At 42.7% G+C, this 24,682-nt stretch carries 19 protein-coding genes; 11 read left to right on the top strand and 8 right to left on the bottom strand.

All coding sequences use genetic code 11. The annotated features are described in order from the left end of the window. Nucleotides 1-120 precede the first annotated feature (120 nt). From ACEYKX_RS01310 to greB, 3 genes are all read left to right on the top strand, one after another. Nucleotides 121-1,776 (top strand): fructose-specific PTS transporter subunit EIIC, encoded by a 1,656-nt coding sequence (locus ACEYKX_RS01310; RefSeq protein WP_373766939.1) that lies wholly within the window; start codon nt 121-123, stop codon nt 1,774-1,776. Nucleotides 1,777-1,879: 103 nt separating this feature from the next. Beyond that, nucleotides 1,880-2,815 (top strand): KpsF/GutQ family sugar-phosphate isomerase, encoded by a 936-nt coding sequence (locus tag ACEYKX_RS01305; RefSeq protein WP_373766938.1) that lies wholly within the window; start codon nt 1,880-1,882, stop codon nt 2,813-2,815. Next, nucleotides 2,815-3,294 carry a transcription elongation factor GreB gene (gene greB / locus ACEYKX_RS01300; protein ID WP_373766937.1) on the top strand — a complete coding sequence of 160 codons (480 nt, stop codon included), beginning with the start codon at nt 2,815-2,817 and terminating at the stop codon, nt 3,292-3,294. Before ACEYKX_RS01305 ends, greB begins: the two co-directional genes overlap by 1 nt. A gap of 70 nt (nt 3,295-3,364) precedes the next feature. Here the strand turns inward: greB and ACEYKX_RS01295 are convergent, their stop codons facing one another. Both ACEYKX_RS01295 and rluA read right to left on the bottom strand, forming a co-directional pair. Then, complete coding sequence (locus tag ACEYKX_RS01295) at nt 3,365-4,756, bottom strand: MATE family efflux transporter (protein ID WP_373766936.1); 1,392 nt, start codon at nt 4,754-4,756, stop codon at nt 3,365-3,367. A gap of 12 nt (nt 4,757-4,768) precedes the next feature. Then, nucleotides 4,769-5,437, bottom strand: coding sequence for a bifunctional tRNA pseudouridine(32) synthase/23S rRNA pseudouridine(746) synthase RluA (gene rluA, locus ACEYKX_RS01290; protein WP_373766935.1), 669 nt, complete (start codon nt 5,435-5,437; stop codon nt 4,769-4,771). A 191-nt stretch (nt 5,438-5,628) separates the two neighbouring features. Here rluA and ACEYKX_RS01285 point away from each other — a divergent pair, with 191 nt between their 5' ends. The 8 genes from ACEYKX_RS01285 (at nt 5,629) to holA (ending at nt 14,294) form a co-directional block, all read left to right on the top strand. Beyond that, nucleotides 5,629-6,504 carry a putative selenate ABC transporter substrate-binding protein gene (locus ACEYKX_RS01285; protein WP_373766934.1) on the top strand — a complete coding sequence of 292 codons (876 nt, stop codon included), beginning with the start codon at nt 5,629-5,631 and terminating at the stop codon, nt 6,502-6,504. A 265-nt stretch (nt 6,505-6,769) separates the two neighbouring features. After that, nucleotides 6,770-7,522, top strand: a complete 753-nt coding sequence (locus ACEYKX_RS01280) for a phosphonate ABC transporter ATP-binding protein (RefSeq protein WP_373766933.1) — start codon at nt 6,770-6,772, stop codon at nt 7,520-7,522. After that, the gene (locus ACEYKX_RS01275; RefSeq protein ID WP_373766932.1) at nt 7,512-8,297 is read left to right on the top strand and encodes a PhnE/PtxC family ABC transporter permease; all 786 of its coding nucleotides are present in this window, start codon (nt 7,512-7,514) and stop codon (nt 8,295-8,297) included. Before ACEYKX_RS01280 ends, ACEYKX_RS01275 begins: the two co-directional genes overlap by 11 nt. Next, nucleotides 8,294-9,142 carry a PhnE/PtxC family ABC transporter permease gene (locus ACEYKX_RS01270; RefSeq protein ID WP_373766931.1) on the top strand — a complete coding sequence of 283 codons (849 nt, stop codon included), beginning with the start codon at nt 8,294-8,296 and terminating at the stop codon, nt 9,140-9,142. The genes ACEYKX_RS01275 and ACEYKX_RS01270 overlap by 4 nt, the downstream gene beginning before the upstream one ends. Nucleotides 9,143-9,202: 60 nt before the next feature. Further along, complete coding sequence (locus tag ACEYKX_RS01265) at nt 9,203-9,892, top strand: tellurite resistance TerB family protein (protein ID WP_373766930.1); 690 nt, start codon at nt 9,203-9,205, stop codon at nt 9,890-9,892. Nucleotides 9,893-10,071: 179 nt separating this feature from the next. Then, complete coding sequence (gene leuS, locus ACEYKX_RS01260) at nt 10,072-12,657, top strand: leucine--tRNA ligase (protein ID WP_373766970.1); 2,586 nt, start codon at nt 10,072-10,074, stop codon at nt 12,655-12,657. Nucleotides 12,658-12,758: 101 nt separating this feature from the next. Then, nucleotides 12,759-13,262 carry an LPS assembly lipoprotein LptE gene (lptE, locus tag ACEYKX_RS01255; protein WP_373766929.1) on the top strand — a complete coding sequence of 168 codons (504 nt, stop codon included), beginning with the start codon at nt 12,759-12,761 and terminating at the stop codon, nt 13,260-13,262. Between the two features lie 3 nt (nt 13,263-13,265). Beyond that, complete coding sequence (gene holA / locus ACEYKX_RS01250; RefSeq protein WP_373766928.1) at nt 13,266-14,294, top strand: DNA polymerase III subunit delta; 1,029 nt, start codon at nt 13,266-13,268, stop codon at nt 14,292-14,294. Between the two features lie 198 nt (nt 14,295-14,492). On the opposite strand, the gene ACEYKX_RS01245 is transcribed toward holA, so the two are convergent. The 6 genes from ACEYKX_RS01245 to ACEYKX_RS01220 are packed head-to-tail and all read right to left on the bottom strand — an operon-like array spanning nt 14,493 to nt 24,649. Further along, entirely contained in the window at nt 14,493-17,552 is a 3,060-nt protein-coding gene (locus ACEYKX_RS01245; RefSeq protein WP_373766927.1) for a type I restriction endonuclease subunit R, read from the bottom strand. A gap of 3 nt (nt 17,553-17,555) precedes the next feature. Beyond that, nucleotides 17,556-19,442, bottom strand: coding sequence for an RNA-binding domain-containing protein (locus tag ACEYKX_RS01240; protein WP_373780365.1), 1,887 nt, complete (start codon nt 19,440-19,442; stop codon nt 17,556-17,558). 50 nt (nt 19,443-19,492) lie between these two features. Next, nucleotides 19,493-20,935, bottom strand: a complete 1,443-nt coding sequence (locus ACEYKX_RS01235; protein WP_373780364.1) for a restriction endonuclease subunit S — start codon at nt 20,933-20,935, stop codon at nt 19,493-19,495. A gap of 35 nt (nt 20,936-20,970) precedes the next feature. Continuing rightward, nucleotides 20,971-21,423 (bottom strand): type II toxin-antitoxin system death-on-curing family toxin, encoded by a 453-nt coding sequence (locus tag ACEYKX_RS01230; protein ID WP_373780363.1) that lies wholly within the window; start codon nt 21,421-21,423, stop codon nt 20,971-20,973. Between the two features lies 1 nt (nt 21,424). Continuing rightward, nucleotides 21,425-22,444, bottom strand: a complete 1,020-nt coding sequence (locus ACEYKX_RS01225) for a DNA-binding protein (RefSeq protein WP_373766923.1) — start codon at nt 22,442-22,444, stop codon at nt 21,425-21,427. A 9-nt stretch (nt 22,445-22,453) separates the two neighbouring features. After that, a complete protein-coding gene (locus ACEYKX_RS01220; RefSeq protein ID WP_373766922.1) occupies nt 22,454-24,649 on the bottom strand; it encodes an N-6 DNA methylase in 2,196 nt (731 codons plus the stop codon). Between the last annotated feature and the right edge of the window lie 33 nt (nt 24,650-24,682).

The following is a 24,682-nucleotide window of genomic DNA, read 5'->3' as shown; positions in this document are numbered from 1 at the left end:
CCGAAGGAGGAAGGGGGGATTGCAGACGTAGTTTGCCCTTCGGGCAAATCCCCCCACCCTAACCCTCCCCCGTAAACGGGGGAGGGAAATAGATTTCTTAAACATTGATAGGAATAACATATGAATATTTCATTTATTTTCCCGGCACAACTCGGTAAAGCAAGAGCATTCCTTGTAAATGAAGTGCTAACGGCAGCGGCAAAACAGCAAGGGCATTCTGTGGTCAATGCAGAACAAGCGGATTTTGTGGTGTTATTTGATGAGCAAGTGCCTGCGAACGTCGTCGGTAAACAAGGGGCGGTGGTTAGTCTTGAGCAAGCCTTTATTCAACCTGAAGCGACACTCACACAAGCGGTTAATTCTGCTCAAACTTTTGCAAATGCAACGCAAGCAGCGGTTTCAAGCACGGGCGTAAAAAATATCGTGGCAGTAACCGCTTGTCCGACAGGGGTTGCACATACCTTTATGTCTGCTGAAGCGATTGAAAACTATGCCAAAGCACAAGGCTGGAATGTGAAAGTAGAAACCCGTGGACAAGTGGGGGCAGGCAACCCGATTTCAGCAGAAGAAGTTGCGGCGGCAGATTTAGTCTTTGTCGCGGCGGATATCGATGTGGATTTAAGCAAATTCCAAGGCAAGCCGATGTACCGCACTTCAACAGGTTTAGCTTTGAAGAAAACGGCTCAGGAGTTTGAAAAAGCGTTCCAACAAGCGACCGTTTATCAAGGCGGTTCTGCGGCAACGGCGAAAGGCGAAGAAGCGACTAGCGAGAAGAAAGGGATTTATAAACACTTAATGACAGGTGTATCACATATGCTACCGTTCGTGGTTGCAGGTGGCTTGTTAATCGCCATTTCCTTTATGTTCGGTATTGAAGCCTTTAAAGATCCGAATATCGCAGGCGGTTTACCGAAAGCGTTAATGGATATTGGTGGAGGTGCGGCATTCCACTTGATGATCGCAGTCTTTGCCGGTTATGTTGCCTATTCGATTGCTGACCGCCCGGGTTTAACTGCAGGTTTTGTCGGCGGTATGTTAGCGACAACGGCGGGCGCAGGGATTTTAGGCGGTATTATTGCCGGTTTCCTTGCAGGTTATGTGGTGAAATTCTTAAATGACAGCATCAAGTTACCGGCAAGTTTAACGTCGCTAAAACCAATTTTAATCCTACCGCTATTAGGCTCTGCGATTGTCGGTTTAGCCATGGTTTATGTGATTAACCCTCCTGTTGCCGGCATTATGGAAGCCTTATCCAATTGGTTAAAATCCATGGGCGAAGTGAACGCTATCGTATTAGGTATCGTGCTGGGTACGATGATGTGTACCGATATGGGCGGTCCGGTAAACAAGGCAGCTTATACCTTCTCCGTCGGTATGTTGGCTTCTGACGTAAACACCCCGATGGCGGCGGCAATGGCGGCAGGTATGGTGCCACCTATCGGTATGGCGATTGCGACTTGGATTGCACGCAACAAATTTACCGTAAACCAACGTGATGCAGGTAAAGCCTCTTTCGTACTGGGCTTATGCTTTATCTCTGAAGGTGCGTTACCGTTCGTGGCAGCTGATCCTGTGCGTGTGATTGCCACCTCTATCTTAGGCGGTGCAACGGCTGGGGCGATTTCACTCGGTTTAGGTATCACATTACAAGCCCCTCACGGCGGTCTATTCGTGATCCCATTTGTTTCACAACCCTTGATGTATTTAGCGGCAATTGCCATCGGTTCTGCGGTAACCGGCATAACCTACGCTATTATCAAACCGAAAGCGGAATAATCTTATCTGAGAAAACACGGAAGCGCGAAGCACTTCCGTGTTTTTTTATTTAGGTAAACTAGCGTATAATTCCGCCGATATACCGCTTACACCAGGATATGCTATGAATCATCTTTCAAGTGCCAATGACACATTACACCTTTATGCCCAAGCCATCACTCGACTGAATCAAAATCTTTCGGATAATTTTAACCAAGCCGTTGAGATGATCTTACATTGCGAAGGACGCATTGTTGTTGCCGGTATCGGAAAATCCGGCTTAGTGGGAAAAAAAATGGTGGCAACCTTTGCTTCCACCGGTACGCCAAGCTTTTTTTTACATCCGACGGAAGCATTCCACGGTGATTTGGGAATGTTGAAACCCATTGACGTGGTGATCTTGATTTCTTACAGCGGCGAAACGGATGATGTGAATAAGTTAATTCCGAGTTTGAAAAATTTCGGTAATAAAATTATCGCTATGACGGGAAACCCGCAATCCACATTAGGCCGCCATGCCGATATTACCTTAGATATCAGCATTGAACGTGAAGCCTGCCCGAATAATCTCGCGCCGACGACATCCAGCCTGATTACCATGGCGCTCGGTGACGCTTTAGCCATTGCCTTAATTAAAGCCCGTGATTTTAAAGCGGAGGACTTTGCGCGCTATCATCCCGGCGGCAGCTTGGGGCGTAAATTGCTTTGCCGCGTGCGTGACGTGATGCAAACGAAACTGCCGATCTGTACGCCGACTCAACTCTTTAGCGATATTCTTAATGTGATTAACGAAGGCAGAATGGGCGTTGCCGTGATTATGGAAAACGATAACCTGCTCGGCATCATCACCGACGGCGATATTCGTCGTACCTTAGCAAAATTCGGTGCCGATAGTTTGAACAAAACCGCCGAGCAAATCATGACTCGAAACCCGCGCACTATTTCGGACGGTACCTTCCTTGCCCATGCGGAAGAATATATGAAGGAAAACCATATTCACTCCCTTATTGCCGTAACGGAAGAAGGTAAAGTCTCGGGTATCGTGGAGTTTGCAAGCTAATGGCAAAATCAAACCATATTACTCGTGCCGGCTGGCAAGCGTTAGATCAAGAGCTTAAATACCTTTGGAAAGATGAACGCCCCAAAGTCACCCAAGCCGTATCCGATGCCGCCGCCCTTGGCGATCGCAGTGAAAATGCGGAATATATTTACGGTAAACGCCGCCTGCGTGAAATTGACCGCCGAGTACGTTTTTTGTCTAAACGGTTAGAAGTCTTGAAAATTGTCGATTATCACCCGACTCAGGAAGGAAAAGTCTTTTTTGGCGCTTGGGTCGAACTCGAAAACGAAGAAGGTGAAATCAAGCAGTATCGCATCGTCGGCTGTGACGAGTTCGATCCGGCAAAACAGTGGATTTCGATTGACTCACCGGTGGCAAGAGCCTTAATCGGAAAACAGGTTGATGATGAGATCCTCGTCGACACCCCGCTCGGTAAAGTGCTTTTATACATCAATAAAATTTGGTATGAGAAAGGCTAAACCCCATGAACAAGCGGTCGGTTGGCGTGACTTTTTTGCAAAAAACATCACGAAACAGACCGCTTGTAAACTACTTCATTGACTCCAATCTTTTAATTAACATCTCTTCAGGCACAGCCTGAATCTTCCGCATAAAATAGAAAAACAGCCCTGCCGCCAAACTTAAACAAACACAGAAGGTCAGCCAAAATCCTGCTGCAGCCATTGGCTGAACGATCCAATCGGTACGAGCCAAAATAGTGCCTAATGGCATTCCGACGAGCCAATAACAAATGAATGTCGTCAGTAAAATAGGCTTGGTATTTTTATAACCGCGTAAAATACCGTTACATACCGCTTGAATTGAGTCGGGGATCTGGTAAATTGCTGCAAAAATCAATAACCCGGAAGCAATCGTAATAGACATCGGATCGCCGGTAAAGGCATAAGGGATCAGGTCTTTTAGCAGTAAAATCACCATACCGATACACAATGCGACAACCGTTCCCGTAAAAATGGCATGATAGGTCAGGTATTTGGTTTCTTCGATTCTCTTCTCTCCCAAGGTTTGACCGACTAAAATGGTCGTCGCAATGCTAAATGACAGCGGGATCATAAAAAACAGCGAACTGGTTTGTAAGGCAACCTGATGACTTGCCACCACCTGTGAACCCAACGGCGAAATAATGAGAGAAGATGCGGCAAACAGCATGACTTCGGTAAACAATGCAAAACCAATCGGTGTGCCGAGTTTGAACAGTTTGCTTAACGTCGCTTTACACGGTTTTTCGATCCATTTTTCAAACAGACGAATATCCTTTTGGGCTGGGTTGGTATAACAATAATGTAAAATCAGCCCAAACATAACCCAGTTTACGATTGCCGTTGCCACACCACAGCCAACCGCCCCTAATTCAGGCATACCGAGTTTGCCGAAAATAAAAATATAGTTGAGCGGAATATTCAAAATTAAGCCGAAAAAGGTAATGTACATCGCCGGTTTAGGGTTGGATAAGCCATCGTTAAAACAGCGTAGATTGACTGCCAGTAAGGAGGGAATCAGTCCAAAACAGAGTGCAATCAAATAGTGCTGTGCTTTATCGGCAAATTCAGCCGGCGTACCCATCAAGGTGAAGAGCAAATGCGCATTAAGATAAATAACTATCAGCGGAAGACTCAACATAAATACGATCCAAACACCTTGTCGCACCTGATGGGCAATTAAATTACGTTGATTGGCACCGTTTAAGTAAGAAACCGTCGGGGTAATCGCGTTTAAAATGCCTAAAACCAAGAGGAATAGCGGGAAATAAATCGAGTGACTGACCGCAATCGCAGAAACATCCGCATCACTCACCAATCCTGCCATAATAATATCCGCCAAGCCCATGCCGGATGTGGCTAATTGCGAAATAAAAATCGGTGTAGAGAGCCTAAACAGCTTTTTAGTATTTTCAGGATATTTCTGCCATTGAAAGTTCATTTTATTTGCCTTTTAAAATTCGGGTTTCGCTTCAAATGTCATCAGTTCGTGCGTAATAGGGTGCGTAATGGTTAATGCTTCTGCGTGTAAACAAAGTCTTGGTGATAAACTTTTTGCCAACGGATTTGCATAAAATTTATCTCCCACAATTGGGTGACCTAAAGCTAAACAGTGTACGCGTAATTGGTGCGAACGCCCGGTATAAGGGGTTAATTTCACCCTTGTCGTATTATTGGGATAATGTGCAAGAATTTCGTAGAAAGTGACCGCTTGTTTGCCCCGTTCGTAGCAAATTTTTTGGCGCGGACGGTTTTCCCAGTCACAGATGAGCGGAAAATTCATTGTCCCCGTATCGCCCACTTTTTCGCCTAATTTGCCCCAAACTAACGCTTGATAATGCTTTTTCGGTTCACGTTCACGAAATTGACGTTTGAGTTCTTTTTCCGCCTGTTTGCTTAATGCAAACAACAAAATACCGCTTGTCGCCATATCTAAACGGTGAGCCGGTTCGGTAAAACCGTATTTTTGCTGTACGCGCACCATTGCACTGTCTTGATATTCAGGGCGATTTCCGGGTACTGAAAGTAAGCCGCTTGGTTTATTAATGATTAAAATATGATTATCACGATAAACTTCGTCAAGCCAAGGTTCAACAGGGGGATTGTATTCGATTAATGCCATGGTTTTATTATATAGAGCGGATATGTCGCTTAATTCTAAAAAGAGATTCGGTAAGGCGAGTGATATTATCAAAGATAAACCGATTTCCCAAATGAATCGCAGAAATCGCTTGTTTTTTATAAAAAATCGCGTATCTTTCGCTCGTTCATATTGAACATTACAATTTGTTTACATTTCTTTTGGAGAACACCATGAAAACGCTTTTTGCAAGTTTTGCAACTGCTTTCACCGCTCTCAGCGTGCTGTTTAGCCCGGTTGCTTTCGCATCACCTTCCGATCAAACCTTTAAAATCAGTGCTATTCCTGACTATAACGCTGCCGAAATGACCCGTTCGTTTGACAGTTTTGCAGAGTATTTAGGCAAAGAAACGGGGTTAAAGGTGCAATATGTGCCTGTCACCGATTATGCTGCCGTAGTCACCGCATTCCGTCGTGGCGAAATTGATTTAGTCTGGTTCGGTGGTTTAACGGGGGTACAAGCACGTGCCAAAGTGCAAGGTGCTGAAGCTATCGCACAACGTCCGCAAGATGAAAAATTTAAGTCTGTCTTTATCAAGCAAAAAGGCTTAGATAATGTGAAAGAGATTAAAGATGTCAAAGGTCACACCCTTGCTTTTGGTAGCGAAAGTTCGACATCGGGTCACTTAATGCCACGCTTTTTCTTAACGGAAGCCGGAGTTAACCCTGAAAAAGACTTAGACGCTCAACCAACTTACAGCGGTTCGCATGATAAAACCTACGGCTTAGTAGAAGCAGGTTCTGTGCAAATCGGTGCGGTGAATAAGCAGTACTGGGATAAAATGGTGAAAGAAGGCAAAGTTAATCACGATAAAGTCGAGCTTTTCTACACCACACCGGATTACTATGATTACAACTGGACCATTAATCTTGTTGATAAAAAATTTGGTGACGGAACCAAAGAGAAAGTGAAAGCGGCATTATTAAAAGCCGATGCATCAAGCTCACAGGTGATGAATTTACTCTCTGCCGAGAAGTTTATCCCAACGCAAAACGGCAACTATCAAGATATTGAGAAAGTGGCGAAAGAGCTGAAGTTGATTAAGTAATCGCTTATTTTCTTCGTGAAAATCTTCTGCCAAATCTCCCCTAGCCCCTCTTTGCTAAAGAGGGGAATTTGTTTATCGTAAATTTTAAGATCGAAGTACTTCATAAACGTAAAGTATTTGATTTTTCAGATGAATGTATATTTCCTTCGATCTGATCCCCCTCTTTAGCAAAGAGGGGCTAGGGGAGATTTGGCAGACTAAAATAGCGAAGTGAGAACGTAATATAGAAGACAATTTTTTAACACTGAATTGATATTGATAAAATATGAAAACCCCACTTCTTCAATTCCACCACACCACCAAACATTTCGGCAAGCAAGCCGTTTTAGACGACATCTGTTTAACCATTCGCTCAGGTGAAATCGTGGCGTTAGTCGGGCCGAGCGGATCGGGGAAATCGACATTAATGAATAGCATTATGCGTGCCGTGCCTTTAACAAGCGGTGAGATTTGGCTGGAAAATTGCAATATTCAAGACTACCAAGATAACAAACAGTTTGCCCAACAGGTCGGTATGCTGCATCAACAGTATGATTTAGTCAAACAACTGGAAGTTATCCACAATGTCTTGGCTGGCAGGCTGAACCGGTGGGGCTTTTGGCGATCTCTGTTCTCTTTGGTTAAACCGCAAGAAAAGCACATTGCAGAGCAAGCACTTGCTGCCGTTGGGCTATTGGATAAAATCAATCAGCCGACTGCTGAACTGTCGGGCGGTGAGCAGCAGCGTGTGGCAATAGCTCGTCTGTTAGTTCAAAGCCCCAAATTGATTTTAGCCGATGAACCGGTGTCCGCACTCGATCCGGTCAATGCTCAAAATGTCTTGGCATTATTGACCGGGCTGGTGAGAGAGCAGGGGAAAACGCTGATTGCCAGTATGCATTCGGTGGAATATGCCAAAACCTATTTTGATCGCATGATCGGCATTAAGCAGGGAAAAATAGTGTTTGATTTGCAAACAGAGCAAGTCACCCAAGAGCAACTTAATGCGTTATACGGATTGGTAAAAAATGAAACATAACCGACCGCTTGGACTCAATGAACGGCGAAATTTGCTGACGGGCATATTATTGCTTGCATTTTTGTTGAGCCTATTTGCCGTGGATAACGACAAAGGGCTGATGCACTCCGGCGGTTGGGCGACGCTTACCCGACTCTTTTCCAGCTTATTATCCCCCGACTTTTCTGCCGATTTATTGATACTCGCCTTGCAATCCACTTGGCTCACCTTTGCCTATGCCTTGATTACCCTCTCTTTGTCTATGCTTGGCGGATTTTGCTTAAGCATTTTTGCTTCCGGTGTGCTGTTTCGTTCACTCTTTTTGCAGGGGACTGCCCGGGCGATATTGGGTTTTCTACGTGCCATTCACGAATTGATTTGGGCGTGGTTCTTTGTGGCTGCTGTTGGGTTAAATCCGATAGGTGCGGTGTTTGCCCTTGCCATTCCTTATTCCGGCTACTTAGGCAAAATCTATGCAGATACGTTACAAGCGGTGCCATCTAAGCCAATTTTTGCATTAAAAGAAGCAGGAGCAACGCCACTACAATGTTTGATTTATGGTTATCTGCCCCAGGCCTTGCCAACAATGTTGAGCTATACCATGTATCGCCTTGAATGTGCAATCCGTTCTTCATCTGTACTATCTTTTGTCGGATTGGGAGGGATCGGCATGCAAATTCAGCTTTCCCTACAAGATCTGAAATACGATCAGGTTTGGACATTCTTGATCTTCCTTGTCGGGTTAATTGTTTTGGTTGATCGCTGGAGCTACGCTGTCAGGAGCCGAGTAAAATGAGAAAACATCTTGACCGCTATTTTATCCGCTATTCTTTTTGGGTGGTGTTAGGGCTTATCGGGCTGTCGTGGGGCTATATTCTTAAAGACCAACCCACCGCACTGAGTGAACTGTTTCGAGCGGAAAATTGGGATTATCTCACGGAATTTTTAGCTGGAATGGCAGGTGTGGGTGAAGAGCTACCTGCCTATCTTGACCCTGAAATGTGGCAAAAAGCCCTATGGCTCTCGTGGGAAACCTTTGTGATGAGTATTCTGGCAACGGGCATTGCAGGCATGGCGATGTTCCTTTTGGTTCTGCCGTCCGCTCGCAACGTAGCGCAAGGGAATTTTCGCCACAGAACACATTGGTATCACCATGCCGCCTATTATCTCAGTCGGGGGCTATTTCTGTTTAGCCGATCTGTACCGGAATTGATGTGGGCGATGATTTTAGTCTTTATCTTCAAACCGGGGATCATTCCGGGAGCCTTGGCATTAGCCATTCACAACTTCGGCGTATTAGGCAAACTGTGCGGCGAAGTAGTTGAGGATATGGACGAAAAACCGATCCGCCATTTAATGCAAAACGGGGCTTCGCAAAATCAAATTCTGTTTTACGGGATTTATCCTGCGGTGATGCGTGCTTTTCTCAATTACATTCTTTATCGTATGGAAAACATTATTCGGGCAACGCTGATTGTCGGTTTTGTTGGGGCAAGCGGCTTAGGTATGCAGTTTAAACTGGCGATGAGTTTTTTCCATTACTCTGAAATTACCCTTTATTTAATTTGTTATTTATTACTGGTGTATCTTACTGATATACTTTCGGCTCTGGCAAAGAAATTTATTGCGGAAAAACATTGAATTATTTCATAAAAATAGTGTCTATTACGCAACGTCTTACATAAACAAAAAGGAAACAAAATGAACTTTAATGATATTCTTAACGGTGTATTAAAATCGGTCGGTAACACCGCGAATCAAAGCAAATCGGATTTAGGCAGCCTGTTGGGTTCTGTACTTAACACGGCAAAATCATCCGCACAAGAAATCAAACAAGGCAATACGGATACCATTGCCAAAGTAGGCGGCGGTGCCGCATTAGTCGGTATTTTATCAATGGTGTTAGGTAGAAACGGCGGTGCCAACCTGACCAAATTAGGTTCACTCGCCGCACTTGGCAGCCTTGCTTACAAAGCCTATCAAGACTATCAAAAAAATAAACCGAACGAAGCAACCGATATTGCGGCAAATGCGTTTGAAGACGATAGTTCGGAAGAAAAAGGGGCGATTATTTTACGTACTATGCTTGCTGCGGCGGTTTCCGACGGTGCATTGGATGAAAATGAAGAAGCATTAATCTTAAAAGAGGGCGGTAACGACCCTGAATTACAACAATGGTTACTGAACGAAATGCACGAGCCGGCAAGCGTTGAAGAAATTGCTCAAGTCGTCGGGAACGACACGGCTTTAGCCAGCCAAGTTTACCTTGCAGCCCGCTTGGTTTGCCAAGATTTATCCCGTAAAGAAATTGTCTTCTTGTCTCAACTTGCCGAAGCGTTAAAATTAGACGAAGCGCTAGTTGAACAATTGGAAAAACAAGCCGGCTTCTAATAGCAATATTAAAAAGCGTTAATTTCATAAAGGGATGGTGACTGTGATCTGTACCATCCCTTTCGTCTATTTGATTTTGCAAAAAATCCCCTCGATCTCACCGCTTTCATTTCAAAAAATCCCATTTTTACGCTATTCTATAGCACAATTTTTTCGATGAAATTTAAAGGTCAAAAATGATGCAACAACAATACAATCCGAGTGCGATTGAGCCTAAAGTACAGCAGTACTGGGCGGAAAATAAAGTTTTCAAAGCAATTAAAGACGAAAGCAAACCAAAATATTACTGTTTATCGATGTTCCCATACCCGTCAGGTCGTCTGCATATGGGGCATGTGCGTAACTATACGATCGGCGATGTGGTTTCCCGCTATCAACGTATGAACGGCAAAAATGTGTTACAACCGATGGGTTGGGACGCATTCGGTTTGCCGGCGGAAGGGGCGGCGGTAAAAAATAAAACTGCACCGGCAAAATGGACGTATGAAAATATTGAATATATGAAAAATCAGCTCAAGGCATTAGGCTTTGGCTTTGACTGGGATCGTGAAGTGACCACTTGCCGTCCTGAATATTATAAATGGGAGCAGTGGTTCTTCACCGAATTATATAAAAAAGGCTTGGTATATAAGAAAACCTCAACGGTAAACTGGTGCCCGAATGATGAAACAGTATTAGCGAACGAGCAAGTTCACGAAGGCTGTTGCTGGCGTTGTGATACCCCGGTGGAACAAAAAGAAATTCCACAATGGTTTATTAAAATCACCGATTATGCCGAGCAGCTATTAACCAGTTTAGACAACCTTCCGCAATGGCCTGATCAAGTCAAAACGATGCAACGTAACTGGATCGGTCGTTCTGAAGGGGTTGAAATCACTTTTAAAGTGAAAGGCACTGATCAAACTTTACCTGTCTATACGACTCGCCCGGATACGTTCTTTGGCGTAAGCTATGTGGCAGTCGCAGCGGCTCATCCGTTGGCAACCCTTGCGGCAGAAAGCAATCCTGCATTAGCCGCCTTCATTCAAGAAGCGAAAAATACCAAAGTGGCGGAAGCGGATATTGCCACCATGGAGAAAAAAGGTATGGCGACGGGATTATTTGCTATTCACCCATTAACAGGCGAAGAGTTACCGGTGTGGGTCGCCAACTTTGTGTTAATGCACTACGGCACTGGGGCGGTAATGGCTGTGCCTGCGCACGATGAGCGTGATTTTGAATTTGCTCAAAAATACAATTTGCAAATTAAACAGGTGATCGCACCGCTTGATGGTTCTGAATGGGATTTCAGCAAAGCGGCAATGACCGAACACGGTACATTGATTAACTCTGCGGAATTTGACGGATTAGATTTTGATGGTGCTTTCAAAGGCATTGCCGATAAATTAGAAGGAATGGGGATCGGTAAACGTCAAGTTAATTACCGCTTGCGTGACTGGGGCGTTTCTCGCCAACGTTACTGGGGGGCGCCAATTCCAATGCTTACCCTTGAAAATGGCGAAACCGTCACCGTACCAATGCAAGATCTTCCTGTGGTATTACCTGAAGATGTGGTGATGGACGGTGTGAAAAGCCCGATCAAAGCAGATCCGGAATGGGCGAAAACCACTTATAACGGTCAGCCGGCATTAAGAGAAACAGATACTTTCGACACCTTTATGGAATCTTCTTGGTATTACGCACGTTATGCGTCGCCACAATACCAACAAGGTATGTTAGACAAAGAAGAAGCGAATTACTGGCTACCTGTGGATCAGTATATCGGCGGTATTGAACACGCGACAATGCACTTGCTCTACTTCCGCTTCTTCCACAAATTACTGCGTGACGCAGGCTTTGTTACCAGCGATGAACCGACAGAAAAATTACTCTGTCAAGGTATGGTGTTAGCGGATGCTTATTACTACACCAGCCCGACCAATGAACGTATTTGGGTGTCGCCAACAGAAGTGACCGTTGAACGTGATGAAAAAGGGCGTATTTTGAAAGCCTTTGACAAAGAAGGGCGTGCGTTGGTACACAGCGGTATGACCAAAATGTCAAAATCAAAAAACAACGGTATTGACCCACAAGAGATGGTGGAAAAATATGGTGCGGATACCGTGCGTCTATTTATGATGTTCGCTTCCCCTGCTGAAATGACATTAGAATGGCAAGAGTCTGGCGTAGAAGGGGCGAAACGTTTCTTAGGTCGTCTTTGGAATTTAGCCTATGAATATGCACAATCGCCAGCCACAGTTGCATTAGATCCTGCGGCATTAAACAAAGAGCAAAAAGATTTACGTCGTGATGTACACAAAACCATTGCGAAAGTAAGTGATGACATTGGTCGCCGTCAAACATTCAATACCGCAATTGCCGCAATTATGGAATTGATGAATAAGCTCACTAAAGCACCGCTTGTTAATGATCAAGACAAAGCGATAATGGCAGAAGCATTAAATGCGGTGATCCGTATGCTCTACCCAATCACTCCGCACATCTGCTTTGAACTATGGCAAGCCTTAGGCAATGAAGGTTCAATCGACTTTGCACCTTGGGTTGTGGCAGATGAAAAAGCAATGGTAGAAGATGAAAAACTCGTTGTAGTGCAAGTAAACGGTAAAGTGCGTGGCAAAATTACCGTCTCTGCAACTGCGACAGAAGATGAAGTCAAAGCCATTGCGAAAGCCGATGAAAATGTGGCGAAATATCTTGAAGGGGTAGAAATCGTGAAAGAAATCTATGTACCGTTTAAGATGTTGAGTTTTGCGGTGAAAGGCTAACGCGTTATTTAATGTTGGTGCGAGCGTCTCGCTCGTACCAAATAAGATATGGAAAGCACGAGCGAGACGCTCGCGCTAGCTATAAAGCATAAGGAGAAATTATGTTTAAAAAACTCTCTCTCGTTTTTGTGCTGTTTTTGACCGCTTGCGGTTGGCATTTTAAAAATAATGAAATGTTCCCGGCTGAATTACGTACACTCAGTTTTGAGAGTGCCGATCAATACAGTGATATGTCTCGTATTTTACGTCATCGAATGTTACTCAGTGATATCAACATCGTTCCGAAAGCGGAAAACGTCGCAAACTTACGTTTGAATTCAACGGAAAGCACGTCCCATGTTGCCTCGGTGTTTAAACAAGCCCGTGAAGCGGAAAAAATCCTGAGCCTAAAAGTGAAAGCAACGGTTACCGTGCCGAATAAAGGCTCATATCCGCTTGAAGTTTCGGTACATCGAACTTTCTTTGACGATTCGCGTGCCGCATTAGCGAAATCCGCCGAACAAGAATCGATTATCCGCCAAATGTATGAGCAAGCGTCACATCAACTGTTAATCAAAGTCGCCGGCTTGCAAAAAGAATTGTCACAAGCCAAACCGGCACAATAAACCATGGCTCAACGTATTTTTCCGGAAGGTTTGCCGCTTGCCCTAGAAAAAGGCTTACAACCTTATTATTTGTTAACCGGGCAGGATCTGCTATTAGTCGGCGAGGCGAAAGACGAGATTTATCACATTGCCCGTTCGCAAGAGTTTGACGAAAAAGTTGAAGTCACGATTACTCACGAGACGAAATGGGAAGAGCTGTTTGAACAAGCCCAATCCAACGGTTTGTTTTTTAATCGACAAATTCTTATACTCAATTTGCCGGAGAATATCACTGTAGCACAGCAAAAACAGCTTGCCGACCTACTCGCTTTATCTCATTCGGACTTGCTTTTTATTTTACACTTACCGAAATTTACCAAGCCGATGGAAAAGCAGTCGTGGTTCAATCAAATAGAATCATCAGCCGTTATCGTCAACTGCCAAACGCCGGATATCACTAAAATGCCCGTATGGTTACAACATCGGGCAAAATCGATGAAACTTCATCTCGATCAAGAAGCGGTTCAACTCCTTTGTTTTAGTTATGAAGGGAATTTACTGGCACTGAAACAAGCGTTGCAGATGTTGCAATTACGCTTCCATGATGACACTATCGGGCTTAACCGTGTCAAAGAAATCATTGAACAATCGGCACAATTTACCCCGTTTCAATGGATTGATGCGTTATTGGAAGGCAAAATTAGCCGTGCGTCCCGCATTTTACATCATTTGCAGAATGAAGATGTTCAGCCTGTGGTGCTTTTACGTATTATTCAAAAAGAACTCACCGTAATTCTTGAGATCACCCGTTCACCGCAACCGATACTACACTCAAACCGACCACTGTTTACCGGTAATTTACGAGCCGAATTTGACCGCTTGAAAATTTGGCAGAACCGCCGTGGGCTTTATCAACATATCGTTCAACGTTTCACGTATAAAAAACTCTACAAACTGATACAATCTCTTGCCGAATTAGAAAAAAAAGTAAAACAAGAATTTAGTGAAGAAATTTGGGCTGAACTGGAAAGATTCGGCACGCTTTTTCACTAAATAAAAAGCGCACCTGAGTGCGCTTCTCTCGTGAGCATCCCTACTCTACCCTTCCTATACCAACTCGGCACGCAATTTCTTAGTCACTTCCACCATCACATCTAACTGAGATACCGGGTTTAACGCTTTATATAATAAATATTCAATTATTACATCACACGATGATACTTTTTATTAATAGCATTTGAGACGGCATTTTTATGCTTTACGTTGATAAATCTGTTTGGCCAAACGTTTGACCACACGATTTCGCAAACTGTCATCACTCATCACTTGGTTGCTGATGTCTTCATTGCCTTGCATACGCTTGAACAATAAATCCAGCAACTTATCGGCGAAATAAACCGTGAAACTTTCTAAGGTATTGTTTTGAGCCGCCCCAATAATCTCATCGTTCGCCAATGCATCCTCAATAATTTGCTCAAAGAAAAGTTGGTCGGCAATAGTAAATTGCGTACCGTAAACACCGTTGATTTCTTGAACCATATTGCTGAGTTCATCCGTGGCATCGGCACGCCCTGTGCCAACATCCGTTGCGCCTTTCAGTGGTTCAGCATCACCTTCTCCCAACAGGATTTTACCTTCACTGCGTTTTTGCAATTTATAGTAATGCAACACCACGTCTTTGCTTAAATCAACCTTGTTGCGGTCGGCATCGAAAGGCAGTTTGCTTTGCAGGGCTTGCAGATAAATATAGCGTTGTTCGTGCAAATCATCACTATAATCCATTATCTGTGACACAAATTGATACAGACTCAAATAACTTTTCAGTTGGCTTTTAAACAGGTTTTGCTGTTCGGTTTTCAGCTCACTCAAATCTTCAAATCCTTGCTGAATGTCGCCGCCAATAGCTAAAAATCTTGCCACGGCTTTATCTAAAATACTATTGAGCTGTTTATGTTCTGCCCCCGTTGGCTGCTTAGCGTTAAACCAAATTTCAGCAAATTGTCGTAGTTCATTTTGAAAATAGATTTTCCACTGATCTAAGGTTCCCGCCAGCTCATCTAGTTTTTCACTGCTAGGAATATCGCCTAATTCAGTGACTTCATAAAACGGCTTAAATGCCTTATAAATCTCTTCGGGTTTATTCACAAAATCCAAAACAAAGGTATCCGATTTGCCATTTGCACAACGGTTTAAACGAGAAAGCGTTTGCACCGCTTGGATACCGCTCAATTTTTTATCCACAAACATCGTATGCAACAAAGGTTGATCAAACCCGGTTTGATATTTCTCTGCCACCAATAACACTTGGTAATTGTCAGATGCAAACTGTTCGGGTAAATCCACTTCACGCATGCCGTTCATGAGTGCCTCGGTATATTCTTTTTCAGGCGCTTCTTTTAACGTAATGCCACCTGAAAAGGCGACTAAAGATTTAATCCCTGTATAGCCTTTCTCTTTGATATATTCATCAAACGCCAATTTGTAACGAACCGCCGCTTCTCGACCGCTTGTGACTACCATCGCTTTGGCACGCCCTCCGATTTTGTGCATAGTCGTCGTACGGAAATGCTCAACAATGATTTCTACTTTTTGTGCAATCACACTCGGATGGAGTTCCACAAAACGCATCATCGCTTTTTTCGCTTTAGTTTTGCTTAATTCTTTATCGCTCTCACTGATTTTCAGTAGCTTGAAATATTGCCCCCAAGTGGCGTAATTTGCCAACACGTCCAAAATAAAACCCTCTTCAATGGCTTGACGCATAGTGTAATAATGAAATGGGGGTTTGCCGTCTTCACCGATTTCATCAAACAAGGCTTTGGTTTTCCATTTTGGTGTCGCCGTAAAAGCAAAAAAGCTCAAATTCGGTTGGCGTTGGCGTTTGGCGGCTTCGATGAAAAGTTGTTTTTTTGCTGTGTCGCTTAAACCATCTTCATCATCGTCGTCTAAAAACTCCGCCATTACCGCCGCTTCGATACCGTCTTTGTTTAGCACTTTACGCAGCTCCATTGCCGCTTCGCCACTTTGAGAACTGTGAGCTTCATCCACGATGACGGCAAATTGTTTGCCAACAGTAGAAATCTCTACATTCACCCCCTTTTCCTGCTGGCGAGAAAGTGCGGTCATCACAAATGGAAATTTTTGAATGGTGGTAATAATAATCGGCACATCGGAGGCAATCGCCAAGGCAAGCTGTTTAGAATCCTGTTCAATTTTCTGTACCACGCCATCTTTATGTTCAAATTGACTGATAGTGGCTTGTAACTGGCGATCTAACACGACACGATCGGTAACCACAATGACCGAGTTAAAAATCTTTTTATCATCGACATCGTGCAACGAGCTTAACTGATGCGCCAGCCATGCAATGGTATTTGACTTGCCCGAACCTGCAGAATGCTGAATTAAGTAGTTTTTACCTGCTCCATATTCACGGCTGTGGGCAATCAACTTACGTACGGCATCCAGCTGATGAAAACGAGGAAAAATCATCGTTTCTTTTTGCAGCAAACGTAAACCGCTTTCGGTACGCACTTTCTTTTCTTCCACATTCAAATGCAAAAAGCGGGCAATAATTTCCAAAAAACTGTGCCGAGTTAAAATGTCTTCCCACAAATATGCTGTTTTCACATTACCTTCAACGGGCGGATTCCCTTTACCGCCTTGATTGCCACGGTTAAACGGCAAGAAATAGGTATTTTCGCCATCAAGTTTGGTAGTCATATACACTTCTTCAGTGTCCACCGCAAAATGCACCAAGGTACGCCTTTTGAAGGCGAATAATCTGCCTTTGGGGTTACGATCTTGGCGATATTGCTCAATGGCATCTTCGACTGTCCAATGGGTTGCCGACAACACATTTTTTAACTCCACCGTTACCAGCGGAATACCATTGAGCGACAACACCACATCAGGACGTTCACCATCTTCCGTCACCACCTGACGCGTCACCTTTAAAATATTTGCCGCATAATTCACCGCACTTTTTTCATTGAGAGACGTATTCGGGGCAAAATATGCCATTTGAAAGGTTTTACCATAGCAACGAAAACCGTGACGCAACACATCTAGCGAACCTTTCGCTTCCAACTCCTGACATAACGCTTTAATCAGCACCGAACCTGCATTCGCTTTTTGCCCCGCTTCCAATCTCACCCATTTTTGCGGCTGCGTAGCTTGAATAAAGGCGATCACGTCCACTTCAAACAGCGCCGTGTCTTTGTTGTACTCACTGTTTTTGCCCTGCACATAACCGCCGCTTTCCAACAAAAAGCGTTCGATTTCGTTTTCAAAGTCTTTTTCGGTAATCATTTTTTATCCCTTTTTACGACGGTATTTTTGATTTGGACTTGTTGGTTTTTCCGGCAATGTCATTTCAATTAACCCCAATTTTAATGCAGGAGAGATATAAGTTTTTCGGATATTTTTCTTATCCATTACTGCCAAATCAATACCTAATTGCACAATCCCTTTTTCTTCATTTCCCAACGCCGCTAACAATTTAGCTAGGGGTATAGCTAAGGGCGTTTCTTCTCTAACTAGGGGTGTAGCTAGGGGTGTTTCTTGCTTATTATGGTCACTTTTTTGAAGTGTTATATTGTTTTCTGGTTGAGCTGGATTTTCTAATGCATTGTTAAGTAAGGAGTTTACTGACTCTTGTTTGTCCTTAATCTCAATATAATCATTTTCTGACTCATTTTCGATTTCCTCTTCAATCCCAACAAGATGATAAATCAACTCGCTACGCTTCTCGCCTGATGTTTTCACAAAACCTTTTTCTTTTAAATGAGCCAAAGCAAGTGTAATTGCTCGCCCTGTATATTGTGGAATACCCTGAACTAAATCTTTGTGTGTTGCTTGTTGTCCATTTATAGCGATATAAAGTAAGCAATCTTTCGGGATTGGCTTTAATTTGCTAAATCGCAAGCCATAACAAGCGGTAAGTTTTTCTTCCCAATTTGCAATTTTACCGTCGTGAAAAGTAAGTGTTAATTTGGTGTAATCGATTTCACTTTCTAAAACAGGTGTGTTGAAGTAACGGCTTTGCCAATGAGTAAAAATATCTCGCACACCTTGTCCTTGTCGTTCACACAAACCAATCCGTCTCAGAATGTTATGAATAGTACCATTTCGACATTCCGAACGATTGCCGATAATTGCCTGATGAACATCAATAAGCATTACTCCTGCATTTTCAAAACTAATCTGATTTTTAGTTTTTATAATTTTCAGATGGCGTGCATCATTAAAATAATCCGCATGAGCAATCGCGTTTACTAAGGCTTCTCGCAAGGAGTCGGTAATTTCATTTTCTTCGGTACGGGTGAGATTATCTAATTTGAAATGATTGTCTTTACCTAACGCCGTAATGAGGGGGGCAATTTTGAGATAAAATTCAAATAAATTGCCATCATCTAAATCAAAATCAGTAATACGTAAATCATAGCGATGGTTTTCATCACTTTTCTCATAGTATTCAAAAAAGAAAGATTTAAATACTGATTTAATGATATTTCCTTTACCAAACAGCAATAGACCGGCATAGGTAATACCTTGTTTATTTTGAATAATATCGTGGGACAATGCTCCAATTTCCTCAATAAATTTTTCATCGGAGAGTGTTAATAAGGATGATGTTGGGTTATGCGATTTGAGGTAATTTCGGTATTTGTTCAGCGTACCTAAATTTAAATGGTCAAGTGTGGCATAAGGCAAAATGTGTCCATCAAAATCTTTATGGGTATAGCTTGAGAGAAAAGAGCGTAATTCACTTTCATTTAATTTATGATCGCCTGTTTTTAATCGTACATAAGAGCGGCGGAAATCTTGGTTTAAATGGACAGGACGTTGAGTAGCTTCTGCTTTTGGCACATAAACAACGACAATTTGTTTACCTTGTATATTAAACAATCGTACATCATCATCCCTTAACAAGGCTGCGCTCACTTTTTCACGGCTACGAGATTGAGAGAAAACAAGTTCCTGAATTTGCTCAGCATTTTGCACACCTGAAATATGCAAACCACCATTTTCAGATATTCCCAATAAAATAAAGCCACCGGACTGATTGGCGAATGCCGAATAACTCTCCCAAAACGATTTAGGTAAATCGTTTTTTGCTTCTTTGTATTCCAAATAAGTACGTTCTTCTTGTAAATTGCCAGAAGCCAACATTTGCTCAATTTCAGTCCAACTTTGCATTTCTTTTCTCGTTTATCTTTTTCGCTATTTTAACAAAATTTCACCGGCTGCTACACCTTTACCTTCCCCGTCACCACCTGTGTAATCAACGCCGCTCGGTATTCTTTCAAACGTTCCACCGACTCACCGATTTTTGCCTGCAAGCGGTCGATTTTGGCGGTTTCAGTGTCGAGGTAGGTGGTGATAGCTGTTTGTTCTTCAATGGGGGGAAGCCAAACGAATGTATTTTTTAAAATTGCTTGCGTAATACTAAATACTTTTACGCCTTTAATTTGTGTACGAATTTGATTTCTGAATGGTTCGGAATTAAAAACGTATGCTAAAAATCTTGAATTATGATTTTGGATTAATCGAGCGATAATGGTGTGATAACCTGCAAATGTTGGAATATTACTATTCAAATACGTAAAATTTCCCGAACCTTTTACATCTTCGGACGTATCCGCAAAAACAAAATCACCTTTCTTCAATAAAGCAAATTGAGAATGTTCCAAATATTCAGACGGCACACATTTCAAATCGTGAATTTCAGGTTTTACTTCAAAGCCAAATTTTGAATGAATTTCGCCATAATTGACGCAAGGAATACCGTCATCAACTAAACTTTCTTTAGTGATGGTTAAACCTTTTGAAAAATCAAAATGAAATTTGGTTTTCTCAACCTCCCAATGCTCCGAAATTTCCCCCAGCCATTGAATGCCGCTGTCTTTGAAACAAATCTCCCCCAGCCCCTCTTTGCTAAAGAGGGGGGCTGTTTCGTGGTGTTTTGAGCTCTGAGCATTATTTTCGCTCTGAGCATTATTTTCGCTCGGGCTTGTTCCCCTTTTTTGTAAAGAGGGGCTAGGGGAGATTTTTACCCGCCCGCACACCGCTTCGGTAATAAGTGCGGTACGTTTTTCGCTTAATTTTTCCGACAACGCTTGTTGCTTAGCGATCAAGCGGTCGATATATGCCGTGCGTTCATCGAGATAGGCAGCGATGGTGGTTTGTTCTTCAATAGGGGGAAGGGCTATTTTTATACTTCCTAATGCCGCTGCGCCAAGCTCCATAAATGTCGTGCCTGTTCCAAGCGTATTCAATCTTTCATTGCTTGAAGCTAATAAATAATATAAAAAATGGCTTTTGATTTTTTCATTGATAACCAATGATTTACAACCTTGATTGGTACACAATTCTTGTTCTGCAACTGCCACTTTGCCAATGGGCGCACGCGTGGTCAAAATAACGGAGCCTTTCGGTACAATATTTGTACCGCAATTTTGAAAACCTTCTTCGGTAATTTTTCGTTCTGATGTGGCGATAAATTTTTGGTTATTAATATCTTTAGGTGTAACCCAAATAATTTCACCATCCCAATAATCGGGGTTGGCTGAACTCGGTGTTGCGCCATTATAAATGGTGCAAGTATTTTTCAGACGGCATATACCCCAATGCTCCGGCACTTCCCCCAACCATTCCACACCACTGGGTTTGTATTGTTCGTATTTGTTCATTTGCAAATTTTTTCCTGTTTTTGACCGCTTGTAGGCTACATTTCTTGACTGATGGCACACCATAATTCGTATTTTAAAGCTTCATCATAATCTTCTTCGTTATTTAAAATGGAACAAATCAATTTATGTAGCAAATCTTTGGGAATTTTGCTCTCTGCCAACCAAACTACGATATTTTCCATTTTCAGCGTAAATTCTTTCACACAATAATCATAGCCGTTGAGCTCTAAAAAATATGCGCCTAACACAAGGCTAGCGCGTTTATTGCCGTCAAGAAATACGTGTAGTTTATTGATGGAATAAATCAGATGTACCAGTTTATCTTCAAAGGTCGGATAGTAGTCATCATTTTGAATATGCTCCAACACGCTGTGCAATTTTCCTTCACCGTCGGGGTATGTGCCAGCTAATCCACCTGATTTTTCAATAATCCAATCGTGCATTTTTACGCTGTGGGCAACGTCAAAATAAAGGGTTGTAAGTTTCATTTTAACGATCCTTTAAACGTTGCAATACGGCGAGTGTTTCAGCATCGTTTAATTGTTCTTGCAGCGATCTGCTACGTTCGCCAAGGAAGCGGTCAAAATCATTTTCAGGCACGGCTTGGATATATTGTTCCAACTTTTCGTGCAATACTTCCCGAAAACCTAAGTCTCGACTCGACATTTTGATGCGTGCGTCTAAAATAAACGGCTGCAAATAAGGATTTTCTGCTGCATCTTTAATGAGTTGATCTAATTCCACAGGTAACAATTTTCTACCCAAAGTTTCAGATTTTTTTTGCATTTCCACTGCCAAACCGTTTTCAAAACTGCCAATGGCTTTTAACACTTCGGCATACATTGTTTCTCGGGTTTGCTCTTTTTCTACTAATCTCAAAATTTGGCGGTATTCTTTAGTGTTTTCACAAAAAATGACTTGGTAGATTTTGTCAGTGTATAAGCCATATTTGCTATTACCCATTTCTAAATAATCTCGCAAAGCGTTAGTAAACTGTTTGCGGTAGCTTTCTTCTAAATAGGCGGCAGGTAAATAATCTGTATCTCTCTGATTGATAAACTTGGTTTTTCCGCCTGTTTTTTGAGCAATTACATCAATCACAATATCCAGCATTCGGCTGCGGATAAATTTAGCACGTTCACTTTCTGTGACCAGCATTGCAAGGTTGAGCAAAGCTCGAAAAGTGAAAATACCGAGTGATGGTGCTTTTGGGCTGATGTCGACGAAATTGATTTCGTCGACATAGGCTAACCTTATGTTTTTCAAGGCTTTTCCTTTTAATATTCGATAACCGTTTTTTGTTAATTCTTCCCCTGAATTGGCAATGTAGTTATCAATCGTCCTCTCGGTAACATCTAAAATCTGGGCTGCTTGCTGCTTGGTAAAAACGGTTTCATTTTCCCAAACCAAACCACCAAGCTGTAAATTGTTTTCCAATTCAGCCAAAGCATATTTGTTGTTTAGCACGTTACTGCGTGCAACTAATGATGTGGTTAAATCTTTATTCATTTTTACTCCTTACACATTCCCCAACATTTCCATAATCTCTTTTTCTAACGCATCAATATCCGCTTTGATTTCACTTAAAGCCCTTGGCGGTTGGTATTGGTAGAAATGGCGGTTAATAGGGATTTCATAGCCCACTTTGGTTTTGTCGTAATCAATCCAAGCGTGTTCAACGTGTGGCAACACTTCGGCTTTTAAGTAGGCTTCACAGTGGTCTTTCACAAGTTTGACCAATTCTGTCGGTTTGTTGTCGCTGTAATCCACAGGCAGCGGCAAACGGATGTTAGACGGCAATGGCACAAGCTCGGTATCTCGAAGTTGTGTATCCGGCTCCATATTGCCTTTGCTGTCTTTACAAATTTCGGCAGTTTGATCACGTTCACTTAATGCATCTAAAATTGCCTTTCTGAGCGGTGCGGCAAGTTTGAAATCAAGGGTTTTCATTGCCTTATCAAAGACTTTGAGAAACTCATTGCGGCTGATGTAAAGCGTATCGCCGATGGTTGAAAGTGCGGTCAAAATTTGCTGTTGTTGTCGCTTGCCTTCGGCTTCCTCTGCTTGAATTTCGGCTTCATCTTTGCGTTTTTTACTTACCGCTAAATTTGCAAATGCAGACTGAAGTTTTACTCGTTCAATGCGTTCTTGATTGACTTGGAAATTCAAACGTAACGGGCGTTCAACCGTGAGTTTTAAATAACCGAAATCTGGGTTGTTGAAAATTTTACTGCAAACTTTTGTGGAAATCTTACCGCTTGCACCGTCTTTAAAATCGGCGTAAAGCCGGGTTAAATCGGCGATTTGCTCGGCTGAAAGCTCATTGCGTTTATCGCCTAAAGATTTCGCCATTTTTTGATAATGTTGTGTGCCGTCAATAAGCTGCACTTTGCCTTGGCGTTGTGCGGATTTTTTGTTGCTGACAATCCAAACGTAGGTATAAATCCCTGTGTTGTAAAACAGTTGGTCGGGTAAGGCGATAATGGCTTCCAGCCAGTCATTTTCAATAATCCAACGGCGGATATTGCTCTCGCCACTGCCTGCATCGCCGGTAAATAGCGGCGAGCCGTTAAACACTACCGCAATTCGGCTACCGCCTTGCTCAGTAGGTTGCATTTTGGAAATCATATGTTGTAAGAACAATAACGAGCCATCATTGATACGTGGTAAGCCTGCACCAAAACGCCCGGCAAAGCCGCTTTTGGCTTCGTCATTAATAAAATCTTGCTCGTTTTTCCAATCCACGCCAAAAGGGGGATTGGAGAACATATAATCAAATGTCTTACTACTATGTCCATCATATGGCACAAAACCTGTATTGGTGTTTTTATTATTTTTTACACCGAGGGTGTCGCCATAAACCAAATTACCAATAGGCTCATCTTTAATAAGTAGGTCGGCACAGCAAATGGCGTAAGATTCCGCATTGTACTCTTGTCCGAACAGTTTCAGCTTGATGGTATCGTTGTAGTTTTTTAGGTATTTTTCTGATTCGGAAAGCATTCCGCCCGTGCCTGCAGTCGGATCGTAAATGCTGGCAATGACGTGAGGCTGGCTTAAACGCTTTTGGTCTTCTTCAAAAATCAGGTTTACCATCAGGTTAATGACTTCGCGTGGTGTGAAGTGATCACCGGCTTCTTCATTAGCTTGTTCGTTGAATTTACGTACCAACTCTTCAAAGATATAACCCATTTGCAAGTTGGAAATATGTGTAGGCGAAAGATTGATGCCGTTTTCTTTCAAATCTTTTTGAAATTGTGAAATGACGGCATATAGACGGTTACTGCTATCGAGTTTTTCGATTTCATTTTCAAATTCAAATTTGTCGAAAATATCTTTGGCTTTGGCAGAAAAACCTTGTAGGTATTTCACTAAATTAGCTGCGATGTGGTCAGGGTCTGCCAGTAATTTTTGCAAATCAAAACCGCTGGTATTGTAAAGCGGTTGCTCACGGTTGGCATCGGCAACTTCAGTCAGTGCCTTTTCATACAATGCACCTTTAGGTGCTTTATCCCCCATCTTCGCCAATTCGTCTGCTTTGGCTTTCATTACCGCAGTATAAGGCGATAAAATCGCATCAAAACGCGCTAAGACGATAAGCGGCAACATCACACGACGGTATTGTGGCGGGCGATAAGTGCCACGCAACATATTTGCCATGTTCCAGATAACAGATGAAATAGTCGATTGTTTGGTGTGAAGAGCGTTGGTCATTAGATATCCTGATTTAATCATAAAATTGACACC

It is taken from the genome of Glaesserella sp., from assembly GCF_041817755.1.
Taxonomy (GTDB): Bacteria; Pseudomonadota; Gammaproteobacteria; order Enterobacterales; family Pasteurellaceae; genus Glaesserella.
The sequence above is the reverse complement of the archived record's forward strand: the minus strand, read 5'-3'. Positions and strand labels throughout refer to the sequence as shown.

Excerpts from the sequence above, each read along its gene's own strand:
- ACEYKX_RS01310 (WP_373766939.1), top strand. The coding sequence starts at position 121 with ATGAATATTTCATTTATTTTCCCGGCACAACTCGGTAAAGCAAGAGCA.
- ACEYKX_RS01305 (WP_373766938.1), top strand. The coding sequence starts at position 1,880 with ATGAATCATCTTTCAAGTGCCAATGACACATTACACCTTTATGCCCAA.
- greB (WP_373766937.1), top strand. The coding sequence starts at position 2,815 with ATGGCAAAATCAAACCATATTACTCGTGCCGGCTGGCAAGCGTTAGAT.
- ACEYKX_RS01295 (WP_373766936.1), bottom strand. The coding sequence starts at position 4,756 with ATGAACTTTCAATGGCAGAAATATCCTGAAAATACTAAAAAGCTGTTT.
- rluA (WP_373766935.1), bottom strand. The coding sequence starts at position 5,437 with ATGGCATTAATCGAATACAATCCCCCTGTTGAACCTTGGCTTGACGAA.
- ACEYKX_RS01285 (WP_373766934.1), top strand. The coding sequence starts at position 5,629 with ATGAAAACGCTTTTTGCAAGTTTTGCAACTGCTTTCACCGCTCTCAGC.
- ACEYKX_RS01280 (WP_373766933.1), top strand. The coding sequence starts at position 6,770 with ATGAAAACCCCACTTCTTCAATTCCACCACACCACCAAACATTTCGGC.
- ACEYKX_RS01275 (WP_373766932.1), top strand. The coding sequence starts at position 7,512 with ATGAAACATAACCGACCGCTTGGACTCAATGAACGGCGAAATTTGCTG.
- ACEYKX_RS01270 (WP_373766931.1), top strand. The coding sequence starts at position 8,294 with ATGAGAAAACATCTTGACCGCTATTTTATCCGCTATTCTTTTTGGGTG.
- ACEYKX_RS01265 (WP_373766930.1), top strand. The coding sequence starts at position 9,203 with ATGAACTTTAATGATATTCTTAACGGTGTATTAAAATCGGTCGGTAAC.
- leuS (WP_373766970.1), top strand. The coding sequence starts at position 10,072 with ATGCAACAACAATACAATCCGAGTGCGATTGAGCCTAAAGTACAGCAG.
- lptE (WP_373766929.1), top strand. The coding sequence starts at position 12,759 with ATGTTTAAAAAACTCTCTCTCGTTTTTGTGCTGTTTTTGACCGCTTGC.
- holA (WP_373766928.1), top strand. The coding sequence starts at position 13,266 with ATGGCTCAACGTATTTTTCCGGAAGGTTTGCCGCTTGCCCTAGAAAAA.
- ACEYKX_RS01245 (WP_373766927.1), bottom strand. The coding sequence starts at position 17,552 with ATGATTACCGAAAAAGACTTTGAAAACGAAATCGAACGCTTTTTGTTG.
- ACEYKX_RS01240 (WP_373780365.1), bottom strand. The coding sequence starts at position 19,442 with ATGCAAAGTTGGACTGAAATTGAGCAAATGTTGGCTTCTGGCAATTTA.
- ACEYKX_RS01235 (WP_373780364.1), bottom strand. The coding sequence starts at position 20,935 with ATGAACAAATACGAACAATACAAACCCAGTGGTGTGGAATGGTTGGGG.
- ACEYKX_RS01230 (WP_373780363.1), bottom strand. The coding sequence starts at position 21,423 with ATGAAACTTACAACCCTTTATTTTGACGTTGCCCACAGCGTAAAAATG.
- ACEYKX_RS01225 (WP_373766923.1), bottom strand. The coding sequence starts at position 22,444 with ATGAATAAAGATTTAACCACATCATTAGTTGCACGCAGTAACGTGCTA.
- ACEYKX_RS01220 (WP_373766922.1), bottom strand. The coding sequence starts at position 24,649 with ATGACCAACGCTCTTCACACCAAACAATCGACTATTTCATCTGTTATC.